The organism is Paraburkholderia sp. BGA-UO-ETr-F21 (assembly GCF_059567925.1).
Window position 1 is genome coordinate 502,810 of the sequence record NZ_JCAQOY010000005.1, and the last position, 21,880, is coordinate 524,689.

General features: G+C 63.8%; 26 protein-coding genes. 7 read left to right on the top strand and 19 right to left on the bottom strand.

The window, feature by feature from the left end; genetic code table 11:
- Nucleotides 1-255 precede the first annotated feature (255 nt).
- The 4 genes from AC57B1_RS03815 to AC57B1_RS03830 all read right to left on the bottom strand — a co-directional run bounded on the left by AC57B1_RS03815 (nucleotide 256) and on the right by AC57B1_RS03830 (nucleotide 2,490).
- Nucleotides 256-969, bottom strand: coding sequence for a hypothetical protein (locus tag AC57B1_RS03815; RefSeq protein WP_496416625.1), 714 nt, complete (start codon nucleotides 967-969; stop codon nucleotides 256-258).
- 13 nt (nucleotides 970-982) lie between these two features.
- Entirely contained in the window at nucleotides 983-1,603 is a 621-nt protein-coding gene (locus AC57B1_RS03820; protein WP_496416626.1) for a hypothetical protein, read from the bottom strand.
- Nucleotides 1,600-1,896 (bottom strand): hypothetical protein, encoded by a 297-nt coding sequence (locus tag AC57B1_RS03825; protein WP_496416627.1) that lies wholly within the window; start codon nucleotides 1,894-1,896, stop codon nucleotides 1,600-1,602. Before AC57B1_RS03825 ends, AC57B1_RS03820 begins: the two co-directional genes overlap by 4 nt.
- A gap of 93 nt (nucleotides 1,897-1,989) precedes the next feature.
- Nucleotides 1,990-2,490, bottom strand: a complete 501-nt coding sequence (locus tag AC57B1_RS03830) for a hypothetical protein (RefSeq protein ID WP_496416628.1) — start codon at nucleotides 2,488-2,490, stop codon at nucleotides 1,990-1,992.
- A 279-nt stretch (nucleotides 2,491-2,769) separates the two neighbouring features.
- On the opposite strand from AC57B1_RS03830, the gene AC57B1_RS03835 reads away from it, so the two are divergent.
- A complete protein-coding gene (locus AC57B1_RS03835) occupies nucleotides 2,770-3,669 on the top strand; it encodes a hypothetical protein (RefSeq protein ID WP_496416629.1) in 900 nt (299 codons plus the stop codon).
- 246 nt (nucleotides 3,670-3,915) lie between these two features.
- On the opposite strand, the gene AC57B1_RS03840 is transcribed toward AC57B1_RS03835, so the two are convergent.
- Together AC57B1_RS03840 and AC57B1_RS03845 are read right to left on the bottom strand one after the other, a co-directional pair.
- Nucleotides 3,916-4,254: a hypothetical protein gene (locus tag AC57B1_RS03840; RefSeq protein ID WP_496416630.1), complete on the bottom strand. Its 339-nt coding sequence runs from the start codon at nucleotides 4,252-4,254 to the stop codon at nucleotides 3,916-3,918.
- Between the two features lie 393 nt (nucleotides 4,255-4,647).
- A complete protein-coding gene (locus AC57B1_RS03845) occupies nucleotides 4,648-6,702 on the bottom strand; it encodes an ankyrin repeat domain-containing protein (protein ID WP_496416631.1) in 2,055 nt (684 codons plus the stop codon).
- A gap of 829 nt (nucleotides 6,703-7,531) precedes the next feature.
- Here AC57B1_RS03845 and AC57B1_RS03850 point away from each other — a divergent pair.
- From AC57B1_RS03850 to AC57B1_RS03860, 3 genes are all read left to right on the top strand, one after another.
- Nucleotides 7,532-7,993: a hypothetical protein gene (locus AC57B1_RS03850; protein ID WP_496416632.1), complete on the top strand. Its 462-nt coding sequence runs from the start codon at nucleotides 7,532-7,534 to the stop codon at nucleotides 7,991-7,993.
- Nucleotides 7,990-9,210, top strand: a complete 1,221-nt coding sequence (gene trfA, locus AC57B1_RS03855) for a plasmid replication initiator TrfA (RefSeq protein ID WP_496416633.1) — start codon at nucleotides 7,990-7,992, stop codon at nucleotides 9,208-9,210. The genes AC57B1_RS03850 and trfA overlap by 4 nt, the downstream gene beginning before the upstream one ends.
- An 85-nt stretch (nucleotides 9,211-9,295) precedes the next feature.
- Nucleotides 9,296-9,898 carry a hypothetical protein gene (locus AC57B1_RS03860; protein WP_496416634.1) on the top strand — a complete coding sequence of 201 codons (603 nt, stop codon included), beginning with the start codon at nucleotides 9,296-9,298 and terminating at the stop codon, nucleotides 9,896-9,898.
- Nucleotides 9,899-9,936: 38 nt separating this feature from the next.
- On the opposite strand, the gene AC57B1_RS03865 is transcribed toward AC57B1_RS03860, so the two are convergent.
- Nucleotides 9,937-10,563 (bottom strand): HAD domain-containing protein, encoded by a 627-nt coding sequence (locus AC57B1_RS03865; RefSeq protein ID WP_496416635.1) that lies wholly within the window; start codon nucleotides 10,561-10,563, stop codon nucleotides 9,937-9,939.
- A gap of 118 nt (nucleotides 10,564-10,681) precedes the next feature.
- Between AC57B1_RS03865 and AC57B1_RS03870 the strand changes: the two genes are divergently transcribed.
- The 3 genes from AC57B1_RS03870 to AC57B1_RS03880 all read left to right on the top strand — a co-directional run bounded on the left by AC57B1_RS03870 (nucleotide 10,682) and on the right by AC57B1_RS03880 (nucleotide 12,201).
- A complete protein-coding gene (locus tag AC57B1_RS03870) occupies nucleotides 10,682-11,110 on the top strand; it encodes a hypothetical protein (RefSeq protein WP_496416636.1) in 429 nt (142 codons plus the stop codon).
- Nucleotides 11,111-11,244: 134 nt separating this feature from the next.
- The gene (locus AC57B1_RS03875) at nucleotides 11,245-11,541 is read left to right on the top strand and encodes a hypothetical protein (RefSeq protein WP_496416637.1); all 297 of its coding nucleotides are present in this window, start codon (nucleotides 11,245-11,247) and stop codon (nucleotides 11,539-11,541) included.
- A gap of 276 nt (nucleotides 11,542-11,817) precedes the next feature.
- Nucleotides 11,818-12,201 (top strand): hypothetical protein, encoded by a 384-nt coding sequence (locus tag AC57B1_RS03880; protein WP_496416638.1) that lies wholly within the window; start codon nucleotides 11,818-11,820, stop codon nucleotides 12,199-12,201.
- A gap of 184 nt (nucleotides 12,202-12,385) precedes the next feature.
- Here the strand turns inward: AC57B1_RS03880 and AC57B1_RS03885 are convergent, their stop codons facing one another.
- From AC57B1_RS03885 to AC57B1_RS03940, 12 genes are all read right to left on the bottom strand, one after another.
- A complete protein-coding gene (locus AC57B1_RS03885; protein WP_496416639.1) occupies nucleotides 12,386-12,673 on the bottom strand; it encodes an AAA family ATPase in 288 nt (95 codons plus the stop codon).
- Between the two features lie 11 nt (nucleotides 12,674-12,684).
- Nucleotides 12,685-13,116: a hypothetical protein gene (locus AC57B1_RS03890; protein WP_496416640.1), complete on the bottom strand. Its 432-nt coding sequence runs from the start codon at nucleotides 13,114-13,116 to the stop codon at nucleotides 12,685-12,687.
- 373 nt (nucleotides 13,117-13,489) lie between these two features.
- Nucleotides 13,490-15,058, bottom strand: coding sequence for a hypothetical protein (locus AC57B1_RS03895; protein WP_496416641.1), 1,569 nt, complete (start codon nucleotides 15,056-15,058; stop codon nucleotides 13,490-13,492).
- A 272-nt stretch (nucleotides 15,059-15,330) separates the two neighbouring features.
- Nucleotides 15,331-16,761: an ankyrin repeat domain-containing protein gene (locus AC57B1_RS03900; RefSeq protein ID WP_496416642.1), complete on the bottom strand. Its 1,431-nt coding sequence runs from the start codon at nucleotides 16,759-16,761 to the stop codon at nucleotides 15,331-15,333.
- Nucleotides 16,762-16,856: 95 nt separating this feature from the next.
- Entirely contained in the window at nucleotides 16,857-17,417 is a 561-nt protein-coding gene (locus AC57B1_RS03905; protein WP_496416643.1) for a hypothetical protein, read from the bottom strand.
- A gap of 17 nt (nucleotides 17,418-17,434) precedes the next feature.
- Nucleotides 17,435-17,989: a hypothetical protein gene (locus AC57B1_RS03910; RefSeq protein ID WP_496416644.1), complete on the bottom strand. Its 555-nt coding sequence runs from the start codon at nucleotides 17,987-17,989 to the stop codon at nucleotides 17,435-17,437.
- A 12-nt stretch (nucleotides 17,990-18,001) separates the two neighbouring features.
- The gene (locus tag AC57B1_RS03915) at nucleotides 18,002-18,229 is read right to left on the bottom strand and encodes a hypothetical protein (protein WP_496416645.1); all 228 of its coding nucleotides are present in this window, start codon (nucleotides 18,227-18,229) and stop codon (nucleotides 18,002-18,004) included.
- A gap of 173 nt (nucleotides 18,230-18,402) precedes the next feature.
- A complete protein-coding gene (locus AC57B1_RS03920; protein WP_496416646.1) occupies nucleotides 18,403-18,636 on the bottom strand; it encodes a hypothetical protein in 234 nt (77 codons plus the stop codon).
- A gap of 100 nt (nucleotides 18,637-18,736) precedes the next feature.
- Nucleotides 18,737-19,060 carry a hypothetical protein gene (locus tag AC57B1_RS03925; RefSeq protein ID WP_496416647.1) on the bottom strand — a complete coding sequence of 108 codons (324 nt, stop codon included), beginning with the start codon at nucleotides 19,058-19,060 and terminating at the stop codon, nucleotides 18,737-18,739.
- Between the two features lie 101 nt (nucleotides 19,061-19,161).
- Nucleotides 19,162-19,371 carry a hypothetical protein gene (locus AC57B1_RS03930; RefSeq protein WP_496416648.1) on the bottom strand — a complete coding sequence of 70 codons (210 nt, stop codon included), beginning with the start codon at nucleotides 19,369-19,371 and terminating at the stop codon, nucleotides 19,162-19,164.
- Nucleotides 19,372-19,472: 101 nt separating this feature from the next.
- Complete coding sequence (locus AC57B1_RS03935; protein ID WP_496416649.1) at nucleotides 19,473-19,685, bottom strand: hypothetical protein; 213 nt, start codon at nucleotides 19,683-19,685, stop codon at nucleotides 19,473-19,475.
- Nucleotides 19,686-19,719: 34 nt separating this feature from the next.
- The gene (locus AC57B1_RS03940) at nucleotides 19,720-21,612 is read right to left on the bottom strand and encodes a hypothetical protein (RefSeq protein ID WP_496416650.1); all 1,893 of its coding nucleotides are present in this window, start codon (nucleotides 21,610-21,612) and stop codon (nucleotides 19,720-19,722) included.
- Nucleotides 21,613-21,880 lie beyond the last annotated feature (268 nt).

Sequence of the window (21,880 nt, forward strand, 5' to 3'; positions counted from 1 at the left end):
CTTAGCATCTCTCCAGGACTTTTGAAGTCAAGGGTAAATCTGTAATCGAGACCTTGCGACCGCAAAAATACTTGTCGCGGAACGCCAAAACCCATTTTTGGAGCCGGAGGCTCCGGGTCCGACGCTCACGCGCTGTTGCCTGCGGAGCAGGGTGAAACGCACCTGCTACCATCCGAGCCCGCCTCAATCGCCCCAGCGATCGCGGGTTCGGATGCAAAACACCGTTGTCGCTCGAACCTGCTCCCACGTCAATATCTAAAGCCGTGCCCGCGGCCGGCGCACCGGTTGGTCGTCCTGCCGCGCCATCGCCTGCTCCGCCACCTCGCGGAGCGCCTGCGCTTGCGCGTCGAGGACGCGGGCCAGGATCTCGATCGCGTCGCGGTCAATGTCCTCGCTTTTGATCGCTTCACCGGGTCGCTTGATGTGCCGGATCGCGAAGAGTTCGGACGTGCCCGCGTCATCGTCCATCTCCACCGTCTTTCCGTCCGGTGCCACGACCTCCCCGTCACGCCCTCGGTTGTTCGCAACGATCTCCCGCCACGTTGGGTCGCTCAACGTTTCGAAGGCACCGCACCGGTGGATCCACGATGCTTCCAGCCCGGTGAAGAGAAACGCCGGATCCACCGGTCGGCTCCCGGTGCGTTCCTGCACGAAGGCGTCGAATCGCCGGTCGAGCGCTCGCAACGCGTCGCTGTTCAAGTTGCAGCGCTGGTCCCACCGGTCCGGGTTGAGCACCTGGTGCAGCACACGGTTCGTGTACGTTTGCAGCACGCAGGGCCGTTCTTCGTGGTGCCAGAGCGCCCGGGATTGCTCGAAGAAGCTCATCGCCGCGAAGCCCTCGCCGTCGACGCGGTCCACCGACGGCGCGTGTTTCCACCCTGCCGGCAGGGTGACCCACGCAAGTTCCTCGGGGGTGAACGCAGCGCCAAGCGCGCGCACGTCGTCTAGGTCGAAAAGGCGCTCGTTCATCGTCGTCGCTCCTTCAAAGCCGAGCGCGCGCACGGCGCACGGGTTGGTCCTTCTGCTCTGCCATCGCCTGGTCCGTGGCCTCGCGGAGAGCAAGGGATTCCTCGTACATCGCCTTGCGCTGCATGATCTCCTCCTCGCTCACGCGCTCCGACCAAATGATCCCGATCTCTTCCCCAGGGTGTTCGATCGTATGGATGACCAGCAGGATGTGTTCGTCGCGATCGTTCAACCAGCACGCGTCCAGCGCCGTGAACGGTCTGCCTGAGCCTTTGTGAGCCCGCTTCGCCACCAGCGCGTCGAAGCGACGGTCGAGCGCTTGCAGGACGCTGCGCGACGCCGCGCTGCCCTTCGTTTGCAAGCCGGCCGCTTTCAGCGTCGCGTGCCAGGTCCGGCTGAAATACATTTCCTGTTCCGCGAGTTGCATTGCCGTTGTTTCGGTGCCCGGTCGCCAGGAATGCTGGGTCAACTCGCGGAAGCTCAAGCCGGAGAACTCCGCGTGTTCGGGATCGTCCAACGGTGCCGCGTCTTTCCATGCCCGCGGGAGGGTCACCCATCGCAGTTCCTCGGGGGTGAACGCAGCGCCGAGCGCGCGCACGTCGTCGAGGTCGAACATCCGCTCGTTGGTCACGGTCATCGCTGCCCCGCACCGTTCTTCGCCACCGCCCGCGCGATGGTCTGTTTGTCCAGGTCGAGCCCGTACGTCGCGTCGTTCTCCGGTGCCGCGGCGTTTCGCTCGTTCGACGCCACCTGCCCGACGCTCATGTGCTGCGCTTCGGACTCGTGCGAGAGCACCGTGACCACCAGGGTCACCAGCAGCGCTACGACCAGGAGCAGCAACACGGACAAGCCAGCGGCGATGGCGTGCCCGCCTTTACGCTGCTCGCTTTGCTGGTCCCGCGAGGTCCACGACGGGTCTTGATCGTTCATGCCAGTTCTCCGGTTGCGACCGCCGGGGTGGCGTTCGTACCGGAAAACCAGCCCTTTTGGGACTGGCACTGCGGGAGGATCGACGCGGTAGGGTCAGGCCGCGAGCGCGTAATCCGGGAACGGGTTGCGCCGCTCTTCGAAGTCGTGCGCCGCGCTCGCTGCGAGCCCCACGATGTGCATTTCGATGACGGTGATGAACACGCCCACGTCGGTCTTTTTGCCGTCCCCTTCGAGCCAGGCGTGGATCTCCTGCGCTGCGTCCCGTGCTCGGGTGTAGGCGAAGCGGAGCCCATAGAGGTCCAGCGCTGCCAGCCAGACGAGAGCGATGCCCGAGGCTTCGACGCCGGCGTGGTGGCCGACCCGTTGCTCGTCTTGCGTGCAATGCACGCGGACGGTCCGGCCGTTGACGGTCAGGGCGATTTCCACGCTGACAGGCTGGGGCCTGCGCGCGATCATGCGGACCATGCCGCGGTCTTCGATGGCGATGTAGTCCGCCGGATCCGTCGAGACGGACGCGTCGATCGCGACGACGTGCGCGGATTGCAGGGCGATTTCGAGGGCGCGGTCCTGAGCGGTGAATGCGTGAGCTTGCATGGCGGTCTCCTGGGGGATGAGAGGCTTGCCGGTCCGCAGCACTGGGATCACGCATCGCCTCAACAACAGTAACTCCAGGGATTTTTAAGTCAACGGCAAATCGGGTATCGCGACCGTTGAGATGCAAAAATACTTGCGTCATGGGGTGCGTTGCACCCCCACACCTTTTTTGGGGGCGGGGCGCCCTTTCCCCCGACCCGGACGGCACCTGCGGTGATGGAACCCGGGCCGATGCCGCTGCTCCGATGCTTGATCGACGAAACCGTGTGATACAGTTTTTTGGACAACAACGATCAGCGGATTTCCGCGAGGATGAAGATGGGATTGTTTGGCAAAGGACAAGCCAGCGCCGGTGGTGGGGACCCGACGCTCGAGGAGTATCGCGAGTGCCACGAGCACCGTCGGGCGATGCTGGACGGGTTCAGGCGGAACGCGTTCAAGAAGTATTCGTTCATCTACCCGGATGCCGTCGTCCTGATGAACCGGTTCCGGCACACTTTCATGATCCTGGACCGGAAAAGCGGGCAGATCCTTCACGGGTTGTTCGCTGACCGGGAGTGCCCGTTCCTGGAGTACGTGCCGGCGGACGCCGAACCGCATGTCCGACGGGCAGCGGTGAACGCGTACCGAGAGCAGGTCAAGGGGATGGAAGGCTTCGTGCGCAAAGATTCGCGGTACAACCCGAAGCATTACGTCTCCCGCGCGTCCGCTACCGGGAGCGACTTCCTGAGGATCGACGGCTTTTACGTGTGGCACACGTCGGAGGTTCAGATGCTTTACGGCGCGTCGCTGTTCCTGGACGGCCGGCGGATCGCCACGTCGGCGTACTGGAGGCCCAAGCCGCTTCACCACTTTTCGTCGGAGATTTTCGATTACGTTGTGGCGTACCGGCCGGAGACTTCGACGGGGTGGTCGAGCCTGGTGATGATCCTCGGGGAGTTCGACTTCGGCATGAGCGGGGCGGATTACCGGTACGAGGTGCAGTTTCCGAACACTGTGGCGTTTGACGATCCGACGTTCGACGCTTCGTCGAAGGCTGCGATCCTGGCCCTGCGCGACTTCATGTGCGGCATCGAAAGCGCTCTTGTAGAAAAGCAGGTGGATGGGGAGGACAAGGACGACTTCGTCCGCGACGAGATGAAAGCGTCGCTCGATTCGCCCGGGGATCCGTTGCAGTAAGACCGGCGCGGGGCGCATGAGGTGCCGAAGCACCTGGTGATGCGTTCCACCCTGCCTCGGGGGTTGACTCCCCGTTATGCGTCCACTATGTTCGTGGACAGGTGCCCATAAGTCGCGCTCCGAAAGTAGCGCCGTCCGATCCGGACCAAGGCCCATCCGTCGCAGGGTGGGCTTTGCTTTTGGGGGATCCGGACATGGAAAGGCCCGGTTGCCCGGGCCTTGGCGGTGGTGCTGTGGGGATACGGGTCAGACTGCGAAACGCGGGTCGTCTTCGATCCGCTTCATCGTGCGCGCAACGGGGGAGACCCGTTCCCACCGGTACATCGTGGTCGCGAAGATGCCGGCTGTCACGAACGCCGCTGCGATCACGCCGGCGAGCATGGCCAGCGACGGGATCACCGCCGCAAAAAGGTGCTGCATCGTATCGCTGGCGTGCGGGTCGCTGAGCACCAGCCCGGCGTGCACGATGACGGCGGCAGACGCGATCAGCGTCAAAACGGTCAGCACCTGCACGATTCGATTGATCTTGCGGTCCAGGTGTCGCTCGCCCTGCGCTGCCCATCGGTCGTAAAGTTTGAAGAGCATGGTGGTCCCCCTTGAGGTTGATTGACGTCCCTGCGCGTGATTCAGGGTCTGCTTTCAACGTAGCGAACGCGCAGCGGTACACAAGCGTTCGAGCGCTCGATTCCCAAGTTTTTTTGAGGGATTACGGGTGCTGTCGCGACGTGATGCCCCGAGGCGTGTCGAAACCCCAAAACTTGGGACGCTTGCGCGTCCTTGGGCACGCCGCTTCGCGCCCATTGCTCCGCTGGGGTGGGATGCACCCAGGGCGGAAGGAGCCCGCCTGTTCCACCGCAGGTGCGCGCGCGGGTGGGTGCCCACGCCTCCGGCGAGGTTTTCCGCTTGGCGGTCGCCGCGTCGCCCATGTGAAAAGACCCGGTCGCCCGGGTCTTCGTCGTCAAAGCACGTACAGGACCGTTAGCCCCCGCGTTCTTCCATCATCTTCTGGACGACCGCCTTCGCGATCCGCTCGGCCATCCCAGGGTGCACCGGGGTCTTCGTGAACCGGTTCAGCACCTTTACGTGCGGTGTGCCGTCCGGGCCGTACATCGCGATCACGTGGTTCGTCTCGCCGTCGATGCCCAACGACTCGCACGCCATCTCCAGCACCGCCCCCGCGGCGTCCTTTTGCAGAACCCGCGCGAGGTCGAGCGGGCTGTACGGACCGCCCTGGTCCTCCGGGCGGTGCCGCAAGGGCATGGTCATCAGGTTGTTCAACCCGTCGCCGTCCGGACGCAATGCGATGAGGTAGCCGACGGTGCGGGGATCGTCGCTCAACACCGCGAAGTGGAGCGCCACCGCCCCGGAGCTTTCCTTCACGTCGAGCAGGGAGGTGTCGTCCTCGTTGACGAGCGTTTGAACCGTCGCCAGGTCGCCGGCCGCGCACGCTTCGGCCAGGCGCTCGAAGCGCTCCCCTTCGCTGGCGCTGGCGGGTTGTTCGTCGACCGGGTCTTCCTGCGCTGCCGGAACGGAAGCGTTCATGGTCGGGTCGAGCAACGCAATGACGTCGCGGTGCCCCGCCGCGTGTGCGAGGTCCAGCGCGGTGATGCCGTCGTGCGATGCCGCCTGCGGGTCCAGCCCTGCGTCGAGCAGGACGCGCACGACCTGCGGGTTTCGTTTGTCCGCCGCGAGGTGCAGCAGGGTCAAGCCGTCCTCGTGGAACTGCGCCAGTGCAGGGTCGTCGCGCAGCAATCGTTCGAGCGTGGTGTGGTCACCGCTGGAGATGGCGTCCAGGACTTGAACGGTCGCATCGGCCGGTTGGGGTGCCTCAGGGGCGAGGGAAGCCTCGGGCGGGCTGCTGGGGACCGGCGCCGGTGGTTTTCCGTTCATCGCGTCCTTCGCGGCCTGCTCGTCCGCGACCCGGCGTTTCGCGTCCGCCCACGATTTGCGCAACCGTGCCATGACGCGGGACTGCCCGGGTTTCCAGTGGTCGACCAGGTCATCGACCGGCGTTCCGTACAGGTGCTTTTCCGAACCCAGCAGGACGCGTTGCTCGACCGGTGCGGTCGGTGTTGCGCGAGGTTCGGCCGGCGCCGGCGGGGTTGCCGAAGCACCCGTGTTCGCTGATGCACCTTTGTTCGCCGAAGCGCCGCCCTGCTCCTCCTGCTGCTCCCGCTCCTCCTGCTGCTCCTTCACCTGTTTTTCCGCGCGCTCCGCCAAGGTCCGGTGCGCCCGGTCGCCGGTGTATTTGTTGAACACCCCGACGTAAAGCCCGCCGTCCGGTTTGCGCATCGCTTTGACCATGAAGGTCTCACCGTCGATGCCCTTTCCGCCGTCCGCTGCGTCGCACGCCTCTTCAAGGATCGGCACCGCCGCCTTGTTGCGCAGGATGCGCGCAAAGTCTAAAGCGGTGTAGGGACCGTCGGTGTCCATCCCGGGGACGTGGTCCTTCATGCGGGCTTGCAGGTCGATGCCCTGTTCGACCAGGAACGTCACGACGTCCGCGCTTTCGCCGGCCACCGCTGCGTGCAGCAGGGACGCCCCCTCCGGGGTGGTCATTGTCAGGACCGGATCGCCCGGACCGGCCACCAGGCTGCGCAAGGCGGCGAGATCCCCGTTTTCGCATGCTTCCGCCGCCTTGCTCGCGCGTTGCGCGGCCATTTGTGTTGCGTTTTCGGCGGTCTTTTGCCCGCTGGCCGGAGCGGGCTCGGCCTGCTCAGGACGGCGTTCGAGCAGGCGCACGACATCGGCGTGGCCCTCCTCCCGTGCCAGGTCGATCGGGAGGAATCCATGGTCCATGGGTTCTTGCGGATCCAGCCCCGCCGACAGGAGCGCTTCAACGACGTCGCCGTGACCGCTTCCCGCCGCCATGTGCAACAGGTTCATCCCGTGCGGGCCGCGAATCCCGCTGATGTTCAAGCCTGCGTTGACCGCTTGTGGGACGATGGACGCGTCACCGCTGATCACGGCTTGGACGATCATTTGCATCGCTGCGGCGGCTTGGGGGTTCTCCCCGTTCGGTGCTGCGCTCATTCGTGGTCTTCCTCGTACTTGTGGTTCCAGAGCATCGCGCGGCCTGCACGTTGCCTGCGTGTTTTACGGCAGGTTGCCGGAAAAACTGAACATGCTGCCGCGTCGCGCGGTCCCGCACGCGGCCCGGAACAGTCTAACGCCGGGCGGTGTCGGAGCAGGTCGAGGAGCCCTTCGGGAACACCAAACCTTTTGGAGCCGGAGGCTCCTGGTCCAACGCTTACGCGCCGTTGCCTGCGGCTAGGGTGGAACGCACCTGGTGGTGCCCCGCGCCGTGCCGGAGGCGGCAGTGTCGGGGTCCTGCGGTCTTGCCCGGCTTCACCACCGCAGGTGCTTCCCGGGTTGAGTGCCCTCGCCTCCGGCGGAGGTTTTGCCCGCAGGGCATCTGTAGAGCCCTGCACCGGAGGTAGGAGCAAGGCTTAGGGTTTTCCGTTCGGTGGGTTCGGGTGAACCGCCCCAAAGGCGGGTTCACCCAGGAACCCCTCCGATTTTCCTCTAGAGTTTTGCTTATGTACGTACAGGTGGGGTGCGCGCCCCCTGCCGGGGCGCACCCACCTGTAGTCTTTAGTACTGTACGGGGTGGGAAATCGCCCGCAAACCCCCGTCGCGTAAGGCTTTTGCCAGACGCGTGCGTGTACAGAACTTCGCGGTCCGGGGGTCAAACGTGTACAGAACTTCGCGGTCGGGCGGTCCAGCGTGTACAGAACTTCGCGTTATCCGGTCCGCTCTTCCCATGACAACGGGATGTTGGAAATCGTGTTGTATATGACGCTGTTGTTTGACACCGCCCGTAGATCTGGTTTTCTGGGTAGATACCTACCAGGAGACCGCCATGCCGTACACCACCGTCGCCCCGGACTTCGTGCAGCCGAAGATCCCCAACGGACTGGTTCAAATGTTGGACGTGATGGCGGATTCGTTCCGTCTTTCGCGCAACCGTGTCGCCCGGGTCATCGTGGCAACGACCCTAGCCGATGCCGGCGCCCGGGACGCGATCGTCGCCGAGATCGGGAAGCAGCGCGGGAACCGTCTGAACGGTAACACCTCCACCGTCATCGTCTGGATGGACTACACGACGTCGATGGTCTTCGCCGACTTGATGGCGTCCACCGGCGCCCGGGCAACCGAGGTCGCTCGCGCGGTCGTCACGGTGGGATGCGCCCGCGGTCTTGCCCGCTTCTCCAACCTGCTGATCGCCGAAGCTTTACGCAGCCAAGCGGTCGCCGATCGCCAGATCGAGAAGATCCGCGTCCAGGCCGCCCGCCGCGGTTTCGACCTGACGGAGCGCGTATGACAAAAGCTCCCCGAAAATCGATGTTCCCGCGTCCCAACGACAGAGGCTCGGAGCGTCCAAGCAAGCTCGGGATGAAAGCCCCGACGCGTGACAACATCACGCCGGTGGAGGACCTGCACCTTCGTCCAATGGCGCTCCAGGCGCTGGCGACGCTGCACCAAGAGCAAAGCGCGGACTGGCCAAGGGGCAACCTCGACATGGAGCCGAACGCGTTTTCTCGAAGCTCGATGTTCGGATGTTCGCGCCGAAAGATCATGGTGGGAATGGGGTATCCGGAACGGATCCTTGCTGCGCAAGGCGCCTACGTCATCAAATACACCGGACCGGATCTGGACCAGAACGACAGCGAAGTCTGGCAACTCGCGCTTGCTTGGTGTCGCGCGTCGGGAAAGCCAGCGGGCTCCACGATCGAGTTCAACTTCAACGATTGGTGCCGTGTGCTGGAACGGTCGGAGAGCAGTGGTCCGGTCAATGACGGGATCATGAAATCGCTCGAACGCCTGGCGAGCGTCACCCTGACCTGGGATTCGCCGAGCGTGGAAGGGTTCTGCCACCTCATCAACGACGCCGGCCGAGACAAAACGACCGGCAAAGGGTTCGTCACGCTCAGTCGCCATGTCGCCGGGATGTTGAAGGATGACTGCACCGAGCTTCATTTACGCCGGAAGGTGCGCCTCAAATCGAGCCTCGCGAAGTGGATGCACGATTTCTTCTCCACGAGCAGTACCCCGCACCCGCACAACCTTTCCACCCTGCGTGACTTGAGCGGAACCAGCACCGATGTTGAACTGCGCATGTTCCGCGTCCGTGTCCTGAAAGCCGTCGATGAACTGAAGTCCTGCACCCCGCCCCTCTTTGCCCCGGAAACGCGCGTCGAGAAGAAGCAAAACGGGGAGTACGCCTTGTTCGTGGTGAAAGCGACGAACTCCCGGATCCTGCCGGTGAAACGTACCGAGCCCGTTCCGGCGTCGCTGCCCGCGCCGACCACGCCCGCTCTTCCACCTGCTCGCGCCGCGGTGGCCAAGCCCGTCCCGCCCGCCAAGCAACCCGTTCGATCGCGCAGGGCGCCGGCGTCGAGCAGCGACGGCGACGGCGACCTGCCCGTCTGGGATCGCAACGTTGACCCGTCGGACACCCGCTCGTCGGCGGACCGCAAGCGCGCTTACATTCGTGAGCGGGACTTGGCGAACGATCCGATCTACGCCGTGGGTCGATGACCTCCGGACGGGTCACCGGTGTGGGTGCCTTTCACCCTGGCGTTCCCCATGCGATGATGGCGCCTTTCCACCCTCCTTCCGCACGATGCCCGACCGGCTCCTCGACGATTTCCTGGACGCGTTCTCGTCCGCCCTTTCGAAGGTCTCGCCCACCGACCTCGCCGACGTCTGGCACGTGGGCGGTACCAGGCGTCGCACCGCGCTCTACGCCAACCTGCTCGGCCAGGTCGCCACGGCGCTGGGCCCGGAATGGGTGGTGAAGAAGGAGCATTGCCGGATCGACTTCGTGCTCGGCAAGACGATTCCGCTGCCGGGTGCGAAGCACGACGGGATCGTGCCGCTGATCGCCGTCGAATCGGAAAACATGGCGCCCGGTGCGTCGAACGAGGTGGACAACCTGTGCGCGCTGGCTGCGCCGGTGAAGGTCCTCATCACCTGCGCGATCTGGTCCCGCACCCCGCCGTCGCAGGACGCTCGGGAGCGGCTGCTCGAACGGTGGCGAAGCATCCACGCCGCGCACGTCGCCGCGCTGCCTGAGCGGGCGAAGGACGTGTTCGTGGTCATCGTGGGGGAACGAACGAGGAAGGGATCAACCCAGCGGTTGAGGTTCTTCAAGGAAGTGCTGGCCGGGCCGGGGGCCGACAGCAGCACGCTGGACGACCTCGTCCCGCCGATCGACCTGCCGTGAAGCGCGGGACGGACAGGGCCGATGGGCGTCCTGTTCTCCTAGCCCGCGGTGACCAGCCTGTTCAGGCGTTCCCTTAGGGTCCGTTGGTCGGTATGGCCCATGCCGCTCACGCCCTTCCGCAAGCCGGTCGCCGGGTCGCAATACAGCACCCGCCCGTGCTCTGCGCCGTCGTACAGGGGGCTGTCCTCAAGAGCGACCCACGGGCGTTGGGGATCGACCAGCACGAGGCTGAGGAAGCCTTCAACCTCGAGCCGACGCGGACCGATGGGGCACGCATCGCCGCGCGGATAAAGGTGCGCCGGCGTAGCACCCAGAAACCGCCCGTGAAGGCGCTGCGGCACCCGTGCCATCAGCACGTCCCACCCTTTCTGGAAGCGCCAGGTCGATGACCACACGACGTCCACGCCGGCCACGTCGTCGAGGACGGCTTCGACCAACGGCCAACGCGAGAAGTGGTCGACCGGGTCGCACGCGTCCGGGTGCAGCACGCCGTCCACGTCGAGGAACAGGATGGGAGCACCGCGATCGGGTTGAGCGGTCCCGCCGGGCCAGGCGACTTCCCACGTTCCGGGGAGAAGAGCGGAGCGCCGTCGCAGGTGCGCGCGGATGTCGTCGGTGCTGAGCGGAAGAGGTATCGCGTGGGGCATCGCAGGATTATCCGACATGGCGCACCCTTCCGGTCGGGAGCCGTCGTGTGCTACGTTATCGCCTTACAAAAACAGAACAACGGAGAGACAATGACCGGGGAACCGACTCGCCCATGCCACCGGCCGGGGGCGATCCATGTTTAAGGTGATGTTCAACATTCTGGTGGTCCTGCTGGCGATCGGCTGGATCAAGTCCTGCATCGATCGGAACGATTTTGAATGCGCTTATTGCGGCACGTTCCACGATTCGCACGGGCCGACACCGACGAAGAGCTTCACGATCAAGAAGGACGACCCGCACGTGCGCTTCTGCGACGCGGGGGAGGCGACCTACCTGAACCCGGAACGGCGGGAGTGCTGGAACATGGAGGTTTCGCCGATCGCCGACGACACGGGCAAATCCTTCATGCTGATGCTGACCCCGGAGGACGCTCCGAAGTATCAGAAAGCCCATCTGTACCCGGGGATGCCGTCGGACTGCAAGTTCTACCGCGGCGGGGGATGGATCTGCGGGGACACGATGACCTCTGTTGTCATCGGCACGTTCGGTCGCAGCGCGCACTGATCGCGGTGGCGCCCCGAGCGACTTTTTTGTAACAGTCGGGGAAATCGCTGCGGATTTAGGTCGCTCAACGCTATATGTGTGGCCACCTCTTGCGTTTCGAGTGTGGCGCCCTTCCACACATGTTCGGAGCCACCATGCCCCACGATCCGCAGACCCCGTCCGACCTCGCCAACGCCCTGCTCGCCTGGCTGCAAGAACGGCCCATCCACCGCGCTGGAACGCTTCGCCGCCTGTGCGGGAGCGACCCGGGGTTTGCCCGGTTGTGGGAATCGCTGCCCCACGGTGTTCGGCGCAAGACCGGTCGAGCGTTCAACCGCCTCGTGCGCGAGCGGGTGCGCCGCCCCGGTGACCCGTTGGTGTGGTGCTACAACCTGCCGGAGGCCGGACCAAACGTTCATGCGTTGTACGAGGTGCTGCCCGGCAGGACGTAGGACGTGCGGTGACCGGGCTCTCAACCCCATTGGGTCGCTGACGCTCCCGACACTCGGCCCGGACAAGCGCTCGAAGAAGTAGCGCCGGGCTCCTGGTCATTGGGTGCGTTGCACCCTAGCCCTGAGGTGACGGCGCGCAGCGGTCTGCCCAGGCCTCCGGCGGCTTTTCCCGCTTGCGGTTCGTAGACGTACCCAACGCCTGTTGCCAAGCACCTCCAATCCGTTAGCCTGGAATGGACCGCCGCGTTCGACGGCGACCGCCGCCCGGAGGAGACCATGCGCAAGCCCTACACCCCACGTTCCCGCGTGACGCCATCCCGTGCTGCAAAGCCGATCGTTCTGCCGTCGGCCGCAAGCCCCATCGTGTTGCCAGGCCCCGCGTTTTCGACGTTGCCCAGCCCGGTGCGCGCATCGGATCTCCTCCTTCGGATCGCCCGCCCCGTGATCGCGGTTGGATCGTTCTTCAGGATCACCACCCTGCCCGACAAGCCGCACACGGTGGTTCAGAAGGTCGTGCACGTCATGGAATGGAGCGCGATCGCGGTGTGCATCCTGCTCGCGATGGTCGAGCCGATGGTCGGGTTGTGGCCGTTCATCCTTGCGGTACAGGTGACGGCGCTTTTCGTGGTCGTCATGCGGATGCCGCCGGACACGCCGTAGCGGTCCCTGGACGACGATCCTGAGATCGCCATGGACAAGCCCCTGCTGGAACGACGGGAACGTCGTGCGGTTGTGCCGGAAGCGAATCGCCAGGTGGTCATCGACCAGTGATGAGCAGGACCGCAGGACGTGAAAAAGCCCGGAGGGATCCGGGCTTTGCTGCGACTGAAGGACCAGTGGGCGATCAGTGAACCATTGCCAGACCGCGGTGGTCGCCCATCACGATGACCTTCGCGCCTGCAGCGTCCGCTGCCTTCTGGATCTCCGTGATGTTGACGCTCTGAGCTTCGTCGAGCACGAGGACGTGATCCGCGGTGAGCGCACGTTGACCGCTTGCCAGGTCGTCGAGCAGCAGCACGTCGGTGGTGACGTCGATCCCCAGGTCGTTCGCCATCTTCGCGGCGGGGGTCCACGCGGCGCTCACGCCGAGGACGCGAGCGTTGGAATGGGTTTGGGTGATGAGGTTCAGCATGGTGTTCTCCTTCAAATGATGGTCTTGCGACCGATGGTGCGGTTGCGCCGACGGGCGATGTAGTCGCTGAGCGTCGCACCGGTGATCGCCCAGCGTGCCCGCAGGGCGCCCGGCTTCTGCACGTTAACGCCCTTGAGGTTGCCGAGGTGGATGTACGTCGAGACGGCGCCGGCCGTGATGCCGAGGATCTGCGCTGCTTCGATCGGTTTGTAGAGACGTTCCGGGTCGATCGAAGCGACGGAGAAGGCGGGGTCCAAGGGCTTCTGCACAGGTTTGCCCTGCACGATGCGCTTGGCGCGAATGTCGCGGGCGGCTTGTAGGACGTCGTTGGTGTGCTCTTCGAGGGCTTTCACCTCGTCGTTCAGCGTGTCCACAGCCTTGCGGTAGTTGCTTTCAGCCCGGTTGGCGCGTGCCAGAGCCAGAGCGAGTTCGTCGTTGTTCATCAATAACCTCCATCGGTCAAAGGGCGCGGGGCCCGGTACCGGGAAAGCCATCGTTTTGCGATGGTCACGGAGGTGTCGATGATGAAAGCCATGGTGCTGAACCCCATGACAGTTTTGAGTGTGGCGTGTCCGCGGGATTAGTCAATAGCCAGGACCGATCATGATCAGGGTGGCGAGGACCGATTGCCAACACCGGGCGGCTAACGCCGCGGGGCGACCCCGCTTACGCGCCGTTACCAGGGGATAGGGTGAAACACACCTGGGTGCGTAAAGGAGCCCGCCGTCTTCCCCGGAAGGTGCAGCGGGCGGGTGCCAAGGAGCGGACGCGACCAAGGTGGGTTTTGGGTTGCCCGTTGGGCACCCGCACTGCCGCTCAGAGCCTCCGCCGTGCTGCCCGCGCCCCCGGTTCCGGTTGCTCAGCGAGCGCCACCTTGCGCAGCGCCTGCCCTTCCCATGCGCGCACCGCTGCGTGCACCTGTTCCGCGGTGATGGCGTACACGCAGTCGTTGAGTTGATCCTTGTCGTCCACGATCGCCCGCACCGCGTTCGCTGGTACACCCCGGTCGAGCAAACGGTACGCAGTGTCGAACCGTTCCCAAAGGATCGCGCCGAGCACGCTCTCCACCGCCACCCTGCTGATGACGTCCGCCCCGTTGTTGATCAGCAGGTCCACCACGTCGGTCAACCCATTTTCCGCAGCCGGCCGGAGGGCGTCGGTGATCGCAACCTCGGGCAATCCTTCGTCCATCAGCCGCAAGGTCCAACGCATCGCGTCGACCTCGTTGAGCATCGATGAGTCGAGCAGGTGGCACACCATCCAGGCGTTTGCGTCCGCGACCGTGGTGTAGCCCATCGCCACCAGGTCGTCGCGCAGGACCGTCCATCGCTCGAGGTGGTCGATCGAATGGATCGCCATCTGCTTCAACGCTTCCAGGCGGTGGAGGATCCGCGTCCTTCGCGTGGCGTTCACGGGTCGCCGTACGTATTTCCGCGCGGTCGCCCGGAGGTTGGACAACTCGAGGTCGTAATGGACGTCCACGTAGCGTTTGACCAACGCCCGCATCGGTGTGGAAACCCCTTCAAACGATGTGATCGGATCATTGCTCTTCGCGATCGACACCAGCATGTTGGGGGTGAACCAGGCGCTGTACCACGTCCGTTCGCCCTTCATGGTGCGCACGTCCCACGCCCGCCCGCACGACGCCACCACGTCGAGGAGGTGCCACGCCCGTTCGACCGTGGTCGAAGTGAGGAGTCGAACCCACCCATTGTTCGAGCCGACCTCCTGGAAGCCGCGTAAGACGTTCAACCAGGGTCGTTGCGTGAGCGTCCTGCCCGCGTTGCGGCTCAGCATGGATTGGAGCATCGCGTGCAGCAAAAGGTCCCCTCCGTCCTTCCATATCGCGTGGCTTCTGAGCAGCGCCAGTTGCGTGTCCTCGTCTCGGCTGGCCAGATCGCCGAGGAGGGTCCGCGTCGCTCGGTAAAACGCCGAGTTCTCCGCCACCGGGAGGGTGCATCGGAATGGTTTCGCTGGGACGTACGATGCGACCCGGTCGAGCCAGCGTTGTTCGGCTGCCCTTTCCTTTTTGGCGTATCGGTCGATCGCTTTTTCGTGCTGCGCGATCTGGTGTTGGTACAGGACTGCCTCACCGTCAAGGTGCCCGGACGCCCCGCAGTCGCAGGTCCAGGCCCGTTGCTTGAAGTCCTTCCGGACCAAGGTTTTGCACGTCGGGCAAACGGGGTGAAAGCTCCGCGGGCATCGGAACTGCTCCATGATCCTCTGGACTCGCCAGTCGTCCACGACGTGGTTGCGCGCCTCCTGGATCAGGTCCAACCGGGCTTTGGAGCCGGGCGGGTGCTGTGCGAGGTTGGTGCGTAGTTCTTGAAGACCCTGCTGGATGATCTCCCCAGCAGTAGGAAATGGAACGGCAACGGCGAGCATCGTGGTCCTCCTTTTTCTGGAATGGTTCTGTCAAACCAACGTAGCGAACGGGAGAAGGATTGCAAGATCGGAGGAAAACCGGCGGCAGAAGCAACGTCAAAGGCATTGGGATGCTTGCGCATCCGGGCAACCCGCTTCGCGCCTATTGCTTGCGCAGCGGGGTGAAACGCACCTGTAACGGTGGGAGCCCGCCTTCATTCGCCCTTGGCGATCGCGGGATCAGTGCCCGCTTTTCCAGGTGCGGTGTTGCCCGCAGGGATGCGGTCTTCCCCTCAGAGCCTCCGCCGTCCCGCGCTGCGCTGCACCGGTTCGACCGTGTCCGCCAGCACCGTCCGCAACTCGTCCTGCTGAATGCCGACGAGCAACGCCAACACACGCTCGCGTTGCTTTCGCTCTCGGTTCGATTCGTTCAACAATCCTTGCACGAAGGCGATGCACGGTTCGATCCGCGCGCCATGCCGATGGAGCAGGTGGAAAAGCTCTTCCTGCCCATCGCGCAGGGCGTAGATCCCTGCCGTCCGTTCAGTGTTGCGCTCAACCGCGTTGACGTTCACTTCTGCGTCAAGCAGCGCCTGGACGATCTCGATGTAGAGGTCGTAAAGCTCAGATGCACGCTCGGTGCCGGTTACCATCCGCACCGCTTCATGGATAGGGAACGGTCCGTCATGGTCTGAATCGACCACGTGCTTCGGAAGACCGGCTTTCAGCACCTCGAGTGCCAGCGCAGGCTGGTGTTTGATCAGATCGCTGAACGCACTCGGTCCCATGTCGCGAAACGACAGGCCTGCTGCCATCAGTTTCTCGACCGCTTCAAGGCTTTGAAAGGAACGATCGTAAAGGAGGTGAAGGTCGTACCCCGCCGCGATGCGCTCGTCGAACACCTGCATCCCTGCGATGCGCAACCGGGTGTGCAGGTGCTCCTGCCAATCGTTGCTCCAGCGGTACCCATGGTGGCGCCCGGTGACCATGCCGTTGATGTCCAGGTAGGCGCCAGCGTTCAAGTACGCACGAGCGACCCTGTCGATGTCGTCATCCGAGGTGCCCGGTGGAACGCTGTTACCGTAGTAGATCAGCCAGACCGGTTCGTCGTGGTTCGTCCATCCCCCGTCGTTCAGCACCACATTATGGTCCGCCGGCAGGGTGCCTACGTGGCCCAGCCAAGTGTGGAGGTAGTCCACCATCCGGTGCTGACCGATTGGTTCGTCGAACCCGTCGCTGATCAGAGCCGCCAACGCCTCGGGATCCGAGTTCCAGTAGAGCAAGGATTCCATCGCCTCGATCCGCAAGTCCTTCGCCACCACCTCGTGGAAGAGATTTGGGAGTTTTTTGTTGCTCGCCGCGAGACGGTCCAGTAAGGAATCGATGCCCCGGTTCAGCGCCTCCCGGACCTGATCGTGGATCCGCTTGTTGTTCTGTGCCTCGCGATCGGTCTTTCGCTTTTCCTTCGCCGCGACGAAGGCTATGTGCTGTGCGTGGACCATCCACGGATGGATCGTCCCGGTGAAAATCTGGTGAAACGCGTTCTCGTGGAATGATTCAGGGAGGGTCGTGTCCACCGGATCCACACCGTCGGCCCATGGCGGGGCGGTGCCATCGCGTTGGGCGGTCTCGGACTGTGATGTGCACGGTGCGCAGGTCCAATGCTTCCGGTCGATGCGCTGCACCGTGCTGCGGCACCAGGGGCAATACGGTTTGAACGACATGGGGGTCTCCTCCTCTCGTTGGGTTGATTGGGAAGGAGCAGGTTCTCAAATGCCACGGGAAGGTCAAGCCCAGGTGCCGAAGCACCCCGATGCGTTCAAAGCCTGCGACGAGCGACGGAGGGCATCGACTCCGCGGACTCCGCTGCCGCGTCGAGCACCGTGCGCTCCCGTTCGACGCGCTGCCGGGTCGCGAGCCGGCGGATCTCGTCGCAGGTACTTTCTTCGACGAAATAGTCGTTGAAGGCCGCGTCGTCGTCGGTGAACTCTTCGAGGTCCGCCCCCGCGTCGCGCAGCGCTTCCAAGCATCCGGTCATGTCGCGCACCTGGTCCGAGAGCGCCTGGACAATGCTCACCCACACCGCCGTGCGGCCGCGCTCGCCAGGAACGCCAGCGTCCGCGGTCCGGTTGAGACCTTCCGCCGTGCAGAAGACGAGCCCGGCCTTGAGGAGCGCGATCTCGTCGAGGTCGGTCCGTTGCCGCCACGGGTCGAAATACACGCGGGACGACAGCATGTCCAGCACGTCCATGCCGCGTGCCACGAACCTTGCGATGCACGCGCGGGTGCGCTCCTCCGGAGCGATTAGCAAGATTTCCTCGATCTCCGGGTCCTTCCGGTAAGGGAAGCGCGAGGTGTGGTGTTGGTATGCCTGCATCATGAAGGTCGCCCGTCCTGTTAGAGCCGCCGCCGAGCGCGCCCATCCACGGTTCCCGCGGTTTCCTCCGCCACCCGGGTGAGCGTTGTCTGAAGCACGGCCACCTCGCGTTCGATGCGCTGCAGGTTCACCATCTTGCCGAGATGGTCCAGGATCTCAAAGCCAATGAGCGGGTCCTCATCGTCGAGGGGATCGTACGTGGCGAACTCCACCCCAGCGGTCCGCAGCAAGGCGAGGCATTTGGGAATGTCCTCCGGCTCCGCGTTCCGTGCCAGCGTGCCGACGATGCCCACCCACGCCGGATGGGTCCCGGCGAGCCCGCGCACCCGATGCAGACCTTCGATCGTCGCGAGATGCAGACCCGCAGCGAGGCGCTTGACCACGTCCGTCGCTTCCTGGTGGTCGGGATCCTTGTAGTAGCCGTCGTATTGCAACAGGTCGTGCACGTCCATCCCACGCTGGGCGAACCGCGCCAGGCACGCCCGGTCGCGCTCGCGCCAGTGGATGCGCAGCATCTCGTTGATGTCGGGGTCTTCCCCGACATGGAACCGGAATCTCGGTGGAACGGCGAGCATGGCGGTCTCCGTTCAGCCCTGGGCCTTCGGCTGCTCTCCGCGTGCGACGTTGCTCGTGAGCAGCCACACCAACACGCCCACCGCGCCCACCGGCACGATGGGGAGCATGACGAGCGACCAAAGGGCGTAGAGCAGCAGTCCGGCGACGGTGCCGACCGCGTTGACGAGCAGGATGAGCAGCGCGGGGATGCTGGCGCTCGCCAGAACGAGGCTGGAGAGGTCGAACGAAAGTTGCAGCATGATGGTCTCCTTCGTGTGGGTGACCCGACGACGCCGGGTCCGGTACCCACAAGGCCAGCCCGGAGGGACTGGCAACGGGAAGGATGTCCCGAGGGAGGATCACTTGCCGATGATGATCGCGTGCGTGTGGTGATGAACGACCTCGTCCGACGACGGCAGGCAATCCCAGAACATCACCCCCATCCCATCTCGGCCGGATACGTGAAATCCCACGGGGAGATACCGTGGTCGAGATCGCCGCTGGCGCCCATGATGAACATGCCGTTGCCCTTGATGGGACGCGTTGCCAACGCCGCAAACGGGGCGCTCGAATCGTGCTTCTTCACGAACGCTTCGATTTCAGCGTTACGTTCGGAAAGCGCCTTGCGATATTTCTTGCTCATGTTGCTGTCCTTGATGGTGATCATGATGGTCTCCTTTGGGCGGATGACCCGACGATGCCGGGTCCGGTACCCACAAGCCAGCCCCGAGGGACTGGCAACGGGGGATGAAAAGTTGTTCAGCGGATTAGTCTGACTTTGAGAAAAAGTAGAGCCCGGCCGCCACCGGGTAAGCAACGAACGTGATCAGACGCAGCATCGCTCCGGTTGCGCTTTCGGCTTCACCCATCAGTTGTCCAAGCCCTACGAGATACGGCATGAAAATCAGCAAGGCACACACAATAATCATGATGGCTTCACCGAGCGTGTAGGTCTTCTCCTGCCGTGCGGCCGGTGCCTTCGGTCCATGCGTGATCTGTACTTCCTTCCTAACGACTTCGATCGCCACCGTGTGGTCACAACTGTCTGAAGTGCGGTCCTTGCGGATCTTGAAGTTCTTGATTGCAGCCATGGTGTTTTCCTCCTTTGGGCGGATGACCCGACGACGCCGGGTCCGGTACCCACAAGCCAGCCCCGAGGGACTGGCAACGGGGAGGACGAAGGTGGTGCGTGTTAAAGGTCGTTGAACCCCACGACGATCCTCGGTTCATTCTTTCGAGCTTCGATCAGCCGGGCGATGTCGCCGTCGTCCAGCCGGTCCACGATGTCCTCCAGATCGTCGTCGCGCATTGCTCGAACCAGTCCGCCCTGCTTCGCGTTCGGACGAAGCGTCGAGCCGCGCGTTTCAGTCCCGGTGAGAACGTTCAGGTGCAGGTCGTGCATGGTGGTCTCCTGGAATGTGTGGGGGGTGAGAACACCCTCGATTTACGTTAGCTCGCGCAAGGATTTATGCAAGGGCAGCGAGGCAAATATTTGAGGGTTGGTCAGAGGCGAGCGCGCCGGCGTGCCACTTTGTGTTCGATGTTTTCGAAGCCGCGGCACACGTACCAAAGAATCCCCAGGGCGAGCGCCGCTGAGGACACGACGTAATAGAGGAACGCCACCGCCGCCCCGTTGCCGCCATGGGCGCCCGTGAACGTTGCAAGGGCGAGGGTCACCAGTGCGATGCTGAAGAAGGTGCGGGGGATGCGGTGCATGATGATCTCCTTGGGTGCTGTGCTGGGTGATCGATCAGAGGCGAGCGCGCTTGCGTGCGACGGGAACGATGCCCGCCTCGTCCGAGGTGTCCTCCGACACGGATCCCAGGACCACCGCCTCCGCTTCGATCGGGGTGAGCGCGTTCGCCTTGGCGAGGAGGTCGGCTTTTGCCTTGGCTTTCCGCATCTCCTCCGCCCGAGCGCCAACGCGTGCCGCCACCTTCTTCAGGTGCATCGGTTTGCGGAGTTTGTAGTTGCCGTGGTCGTATTGAAGGATTTGAATCGACGCCGGATCCGCGCCGGCTTCTGCAAAGCGTGTCAACACATCCTCGTAGTTCTCGGGATCGCATTGCATCATCTTGAACAGGAGGTGCCACGCCGCGCGCCCGTATTTGTCGTCCGCCTCCGGGTCGCCCATGAGCCTGTTGAGGGTATCGTCGTTCACCTCCGTGAGAATCACGTCGAGCAAGCGATCGCGGATGGCTCGGTCGGCCATCATCACGTTGGACGCCGGAGCCCAACGGTCGAGCTTTCCAGACTGCTGCAGCATGGTCGCGCCAACCAGGTCCGGACGTTTGAACGTGAGCCCCAGGGCCTGGTACTCCCAGATCAGTTTCAACCTTGGTTCCACGGCGCGATACTCGTAGCCGTCCGGGTCCGCCAATGCATTCCAGCGATGCACCATTTCCGCCACCACCAGCCCGCCGGGTGCCGTCTCAAACCAGGTCTTTCCGTCCGCGTAGCCGAGTGATGCGCGCACCTCAGCGGTGGTGCCTTTGCCGAAGACGGCTTGAAGTGCGTTTTCATCCATCGTCTTCCAGTCTGGGAAGATCCGATCGACCGCGATGCGGGCGTCACCGGATGCCTCGGTGCTAACGTAGGTTTCGATCGTGACCACCGCCTCATCGGATTCCTCAGTCGTCACGGGTGCTTCGATCGCCACCACGGTCTCCACCTCGACCGCTTTACGCTCGATGATGCCGTTCGCCTTCGCAAGGATGTCCGCTTTCGCCCTCGCCAGTTTCAGAGCTTCGGCATTCTTTCCGACCTTCTTCACCGCTGCTTCCAGGCGGCGTCGGTTACGGATGGTCTTGTATTTCCAGGTGAGCATCCCGATGCTGCTCGGGTCGACTCCGGCTTCGGCGAAGCGGGCCAAAACCTTCTCATACGTTTTCGGTTCAGTCTCCAACCGCTCGAAGAGAAGCGCCCATGATCGGATGTAGTCGTCGGCGGCTTCGATGATGTCGTTGAGCACGTCCGAAGAAACGACCTCGAGAATCGCGTCGAGCATCACGGGGGAGAGCTTGCGCTGAGCCGTGAGGATGTCCGCGGCCGGAGCCCATCGTTTCAGACATCCTGCTTTTTCGAGCAGGATCGCTGCGAGCAGGTCGGGACGCGCAAAGGTGCAGGCAATGATCTGGTATTCCTTGAGCACTTCCTCTACCCGCGATCGGCGCTCGTAGGGCTCGCCTTTGTTGCCGATGCGGAACGCCAACTCTGCGACCAGCAACCCGCCGGGCGCCTCTTCGAACCAGGTCTTGCCGTCCGCGTAACCGAGTGCTGCCCGCGCCTCTGCGATGGTGCTTTTTCCGAACACTGCCTCGACGGCATCCGGGGACATCGATTTACCGTCCGGGAAGATCCGTGCAACGGCGATCCGGGCAAGTTCGGTGGGTTCCGCGCTCGGGTATGGGCTGATTCCGCGAAGGTGGTTGACGATCGCGCGTCGGGTCACCGAGCCATCGCGGTTGCGGATGCCGGTGAACACCGTGCAGGCGTCCCCGACAAAGTAGCCGCCGAAGAAGATGATGCTCCAACCGAGGTTGCCGGCGATCATCCAGATGTCGAAGGAGTTGAACCCTTTGAACAGTCCAACGACGCAGGTCACAAGAGCGACGCCAACGTTGACAAGCGGAAAGCGATTCATGAAGGTCTCCTCGTGAGATGGGGATCGCCGCTTCTCGCGGTCTGTGTGGTGATTGGAAACTGCTCCATTCACGGTAGCTCGAGCCCGGCGAAACACAAGAGGGGTACGGGAAATATTTGAAGGTTGATGCGAGGTGCCCCAGCACCTGGTGCTGCCGGGACCCGTGATCAACCCGGAATCGATGCCCCCAACCCACTGGGACGCTTGCGCGTCCGGGCGACCCGCTTCGCGCCCTTTCCTTGCGGATGAGGTGCAAAACACCCTGCAA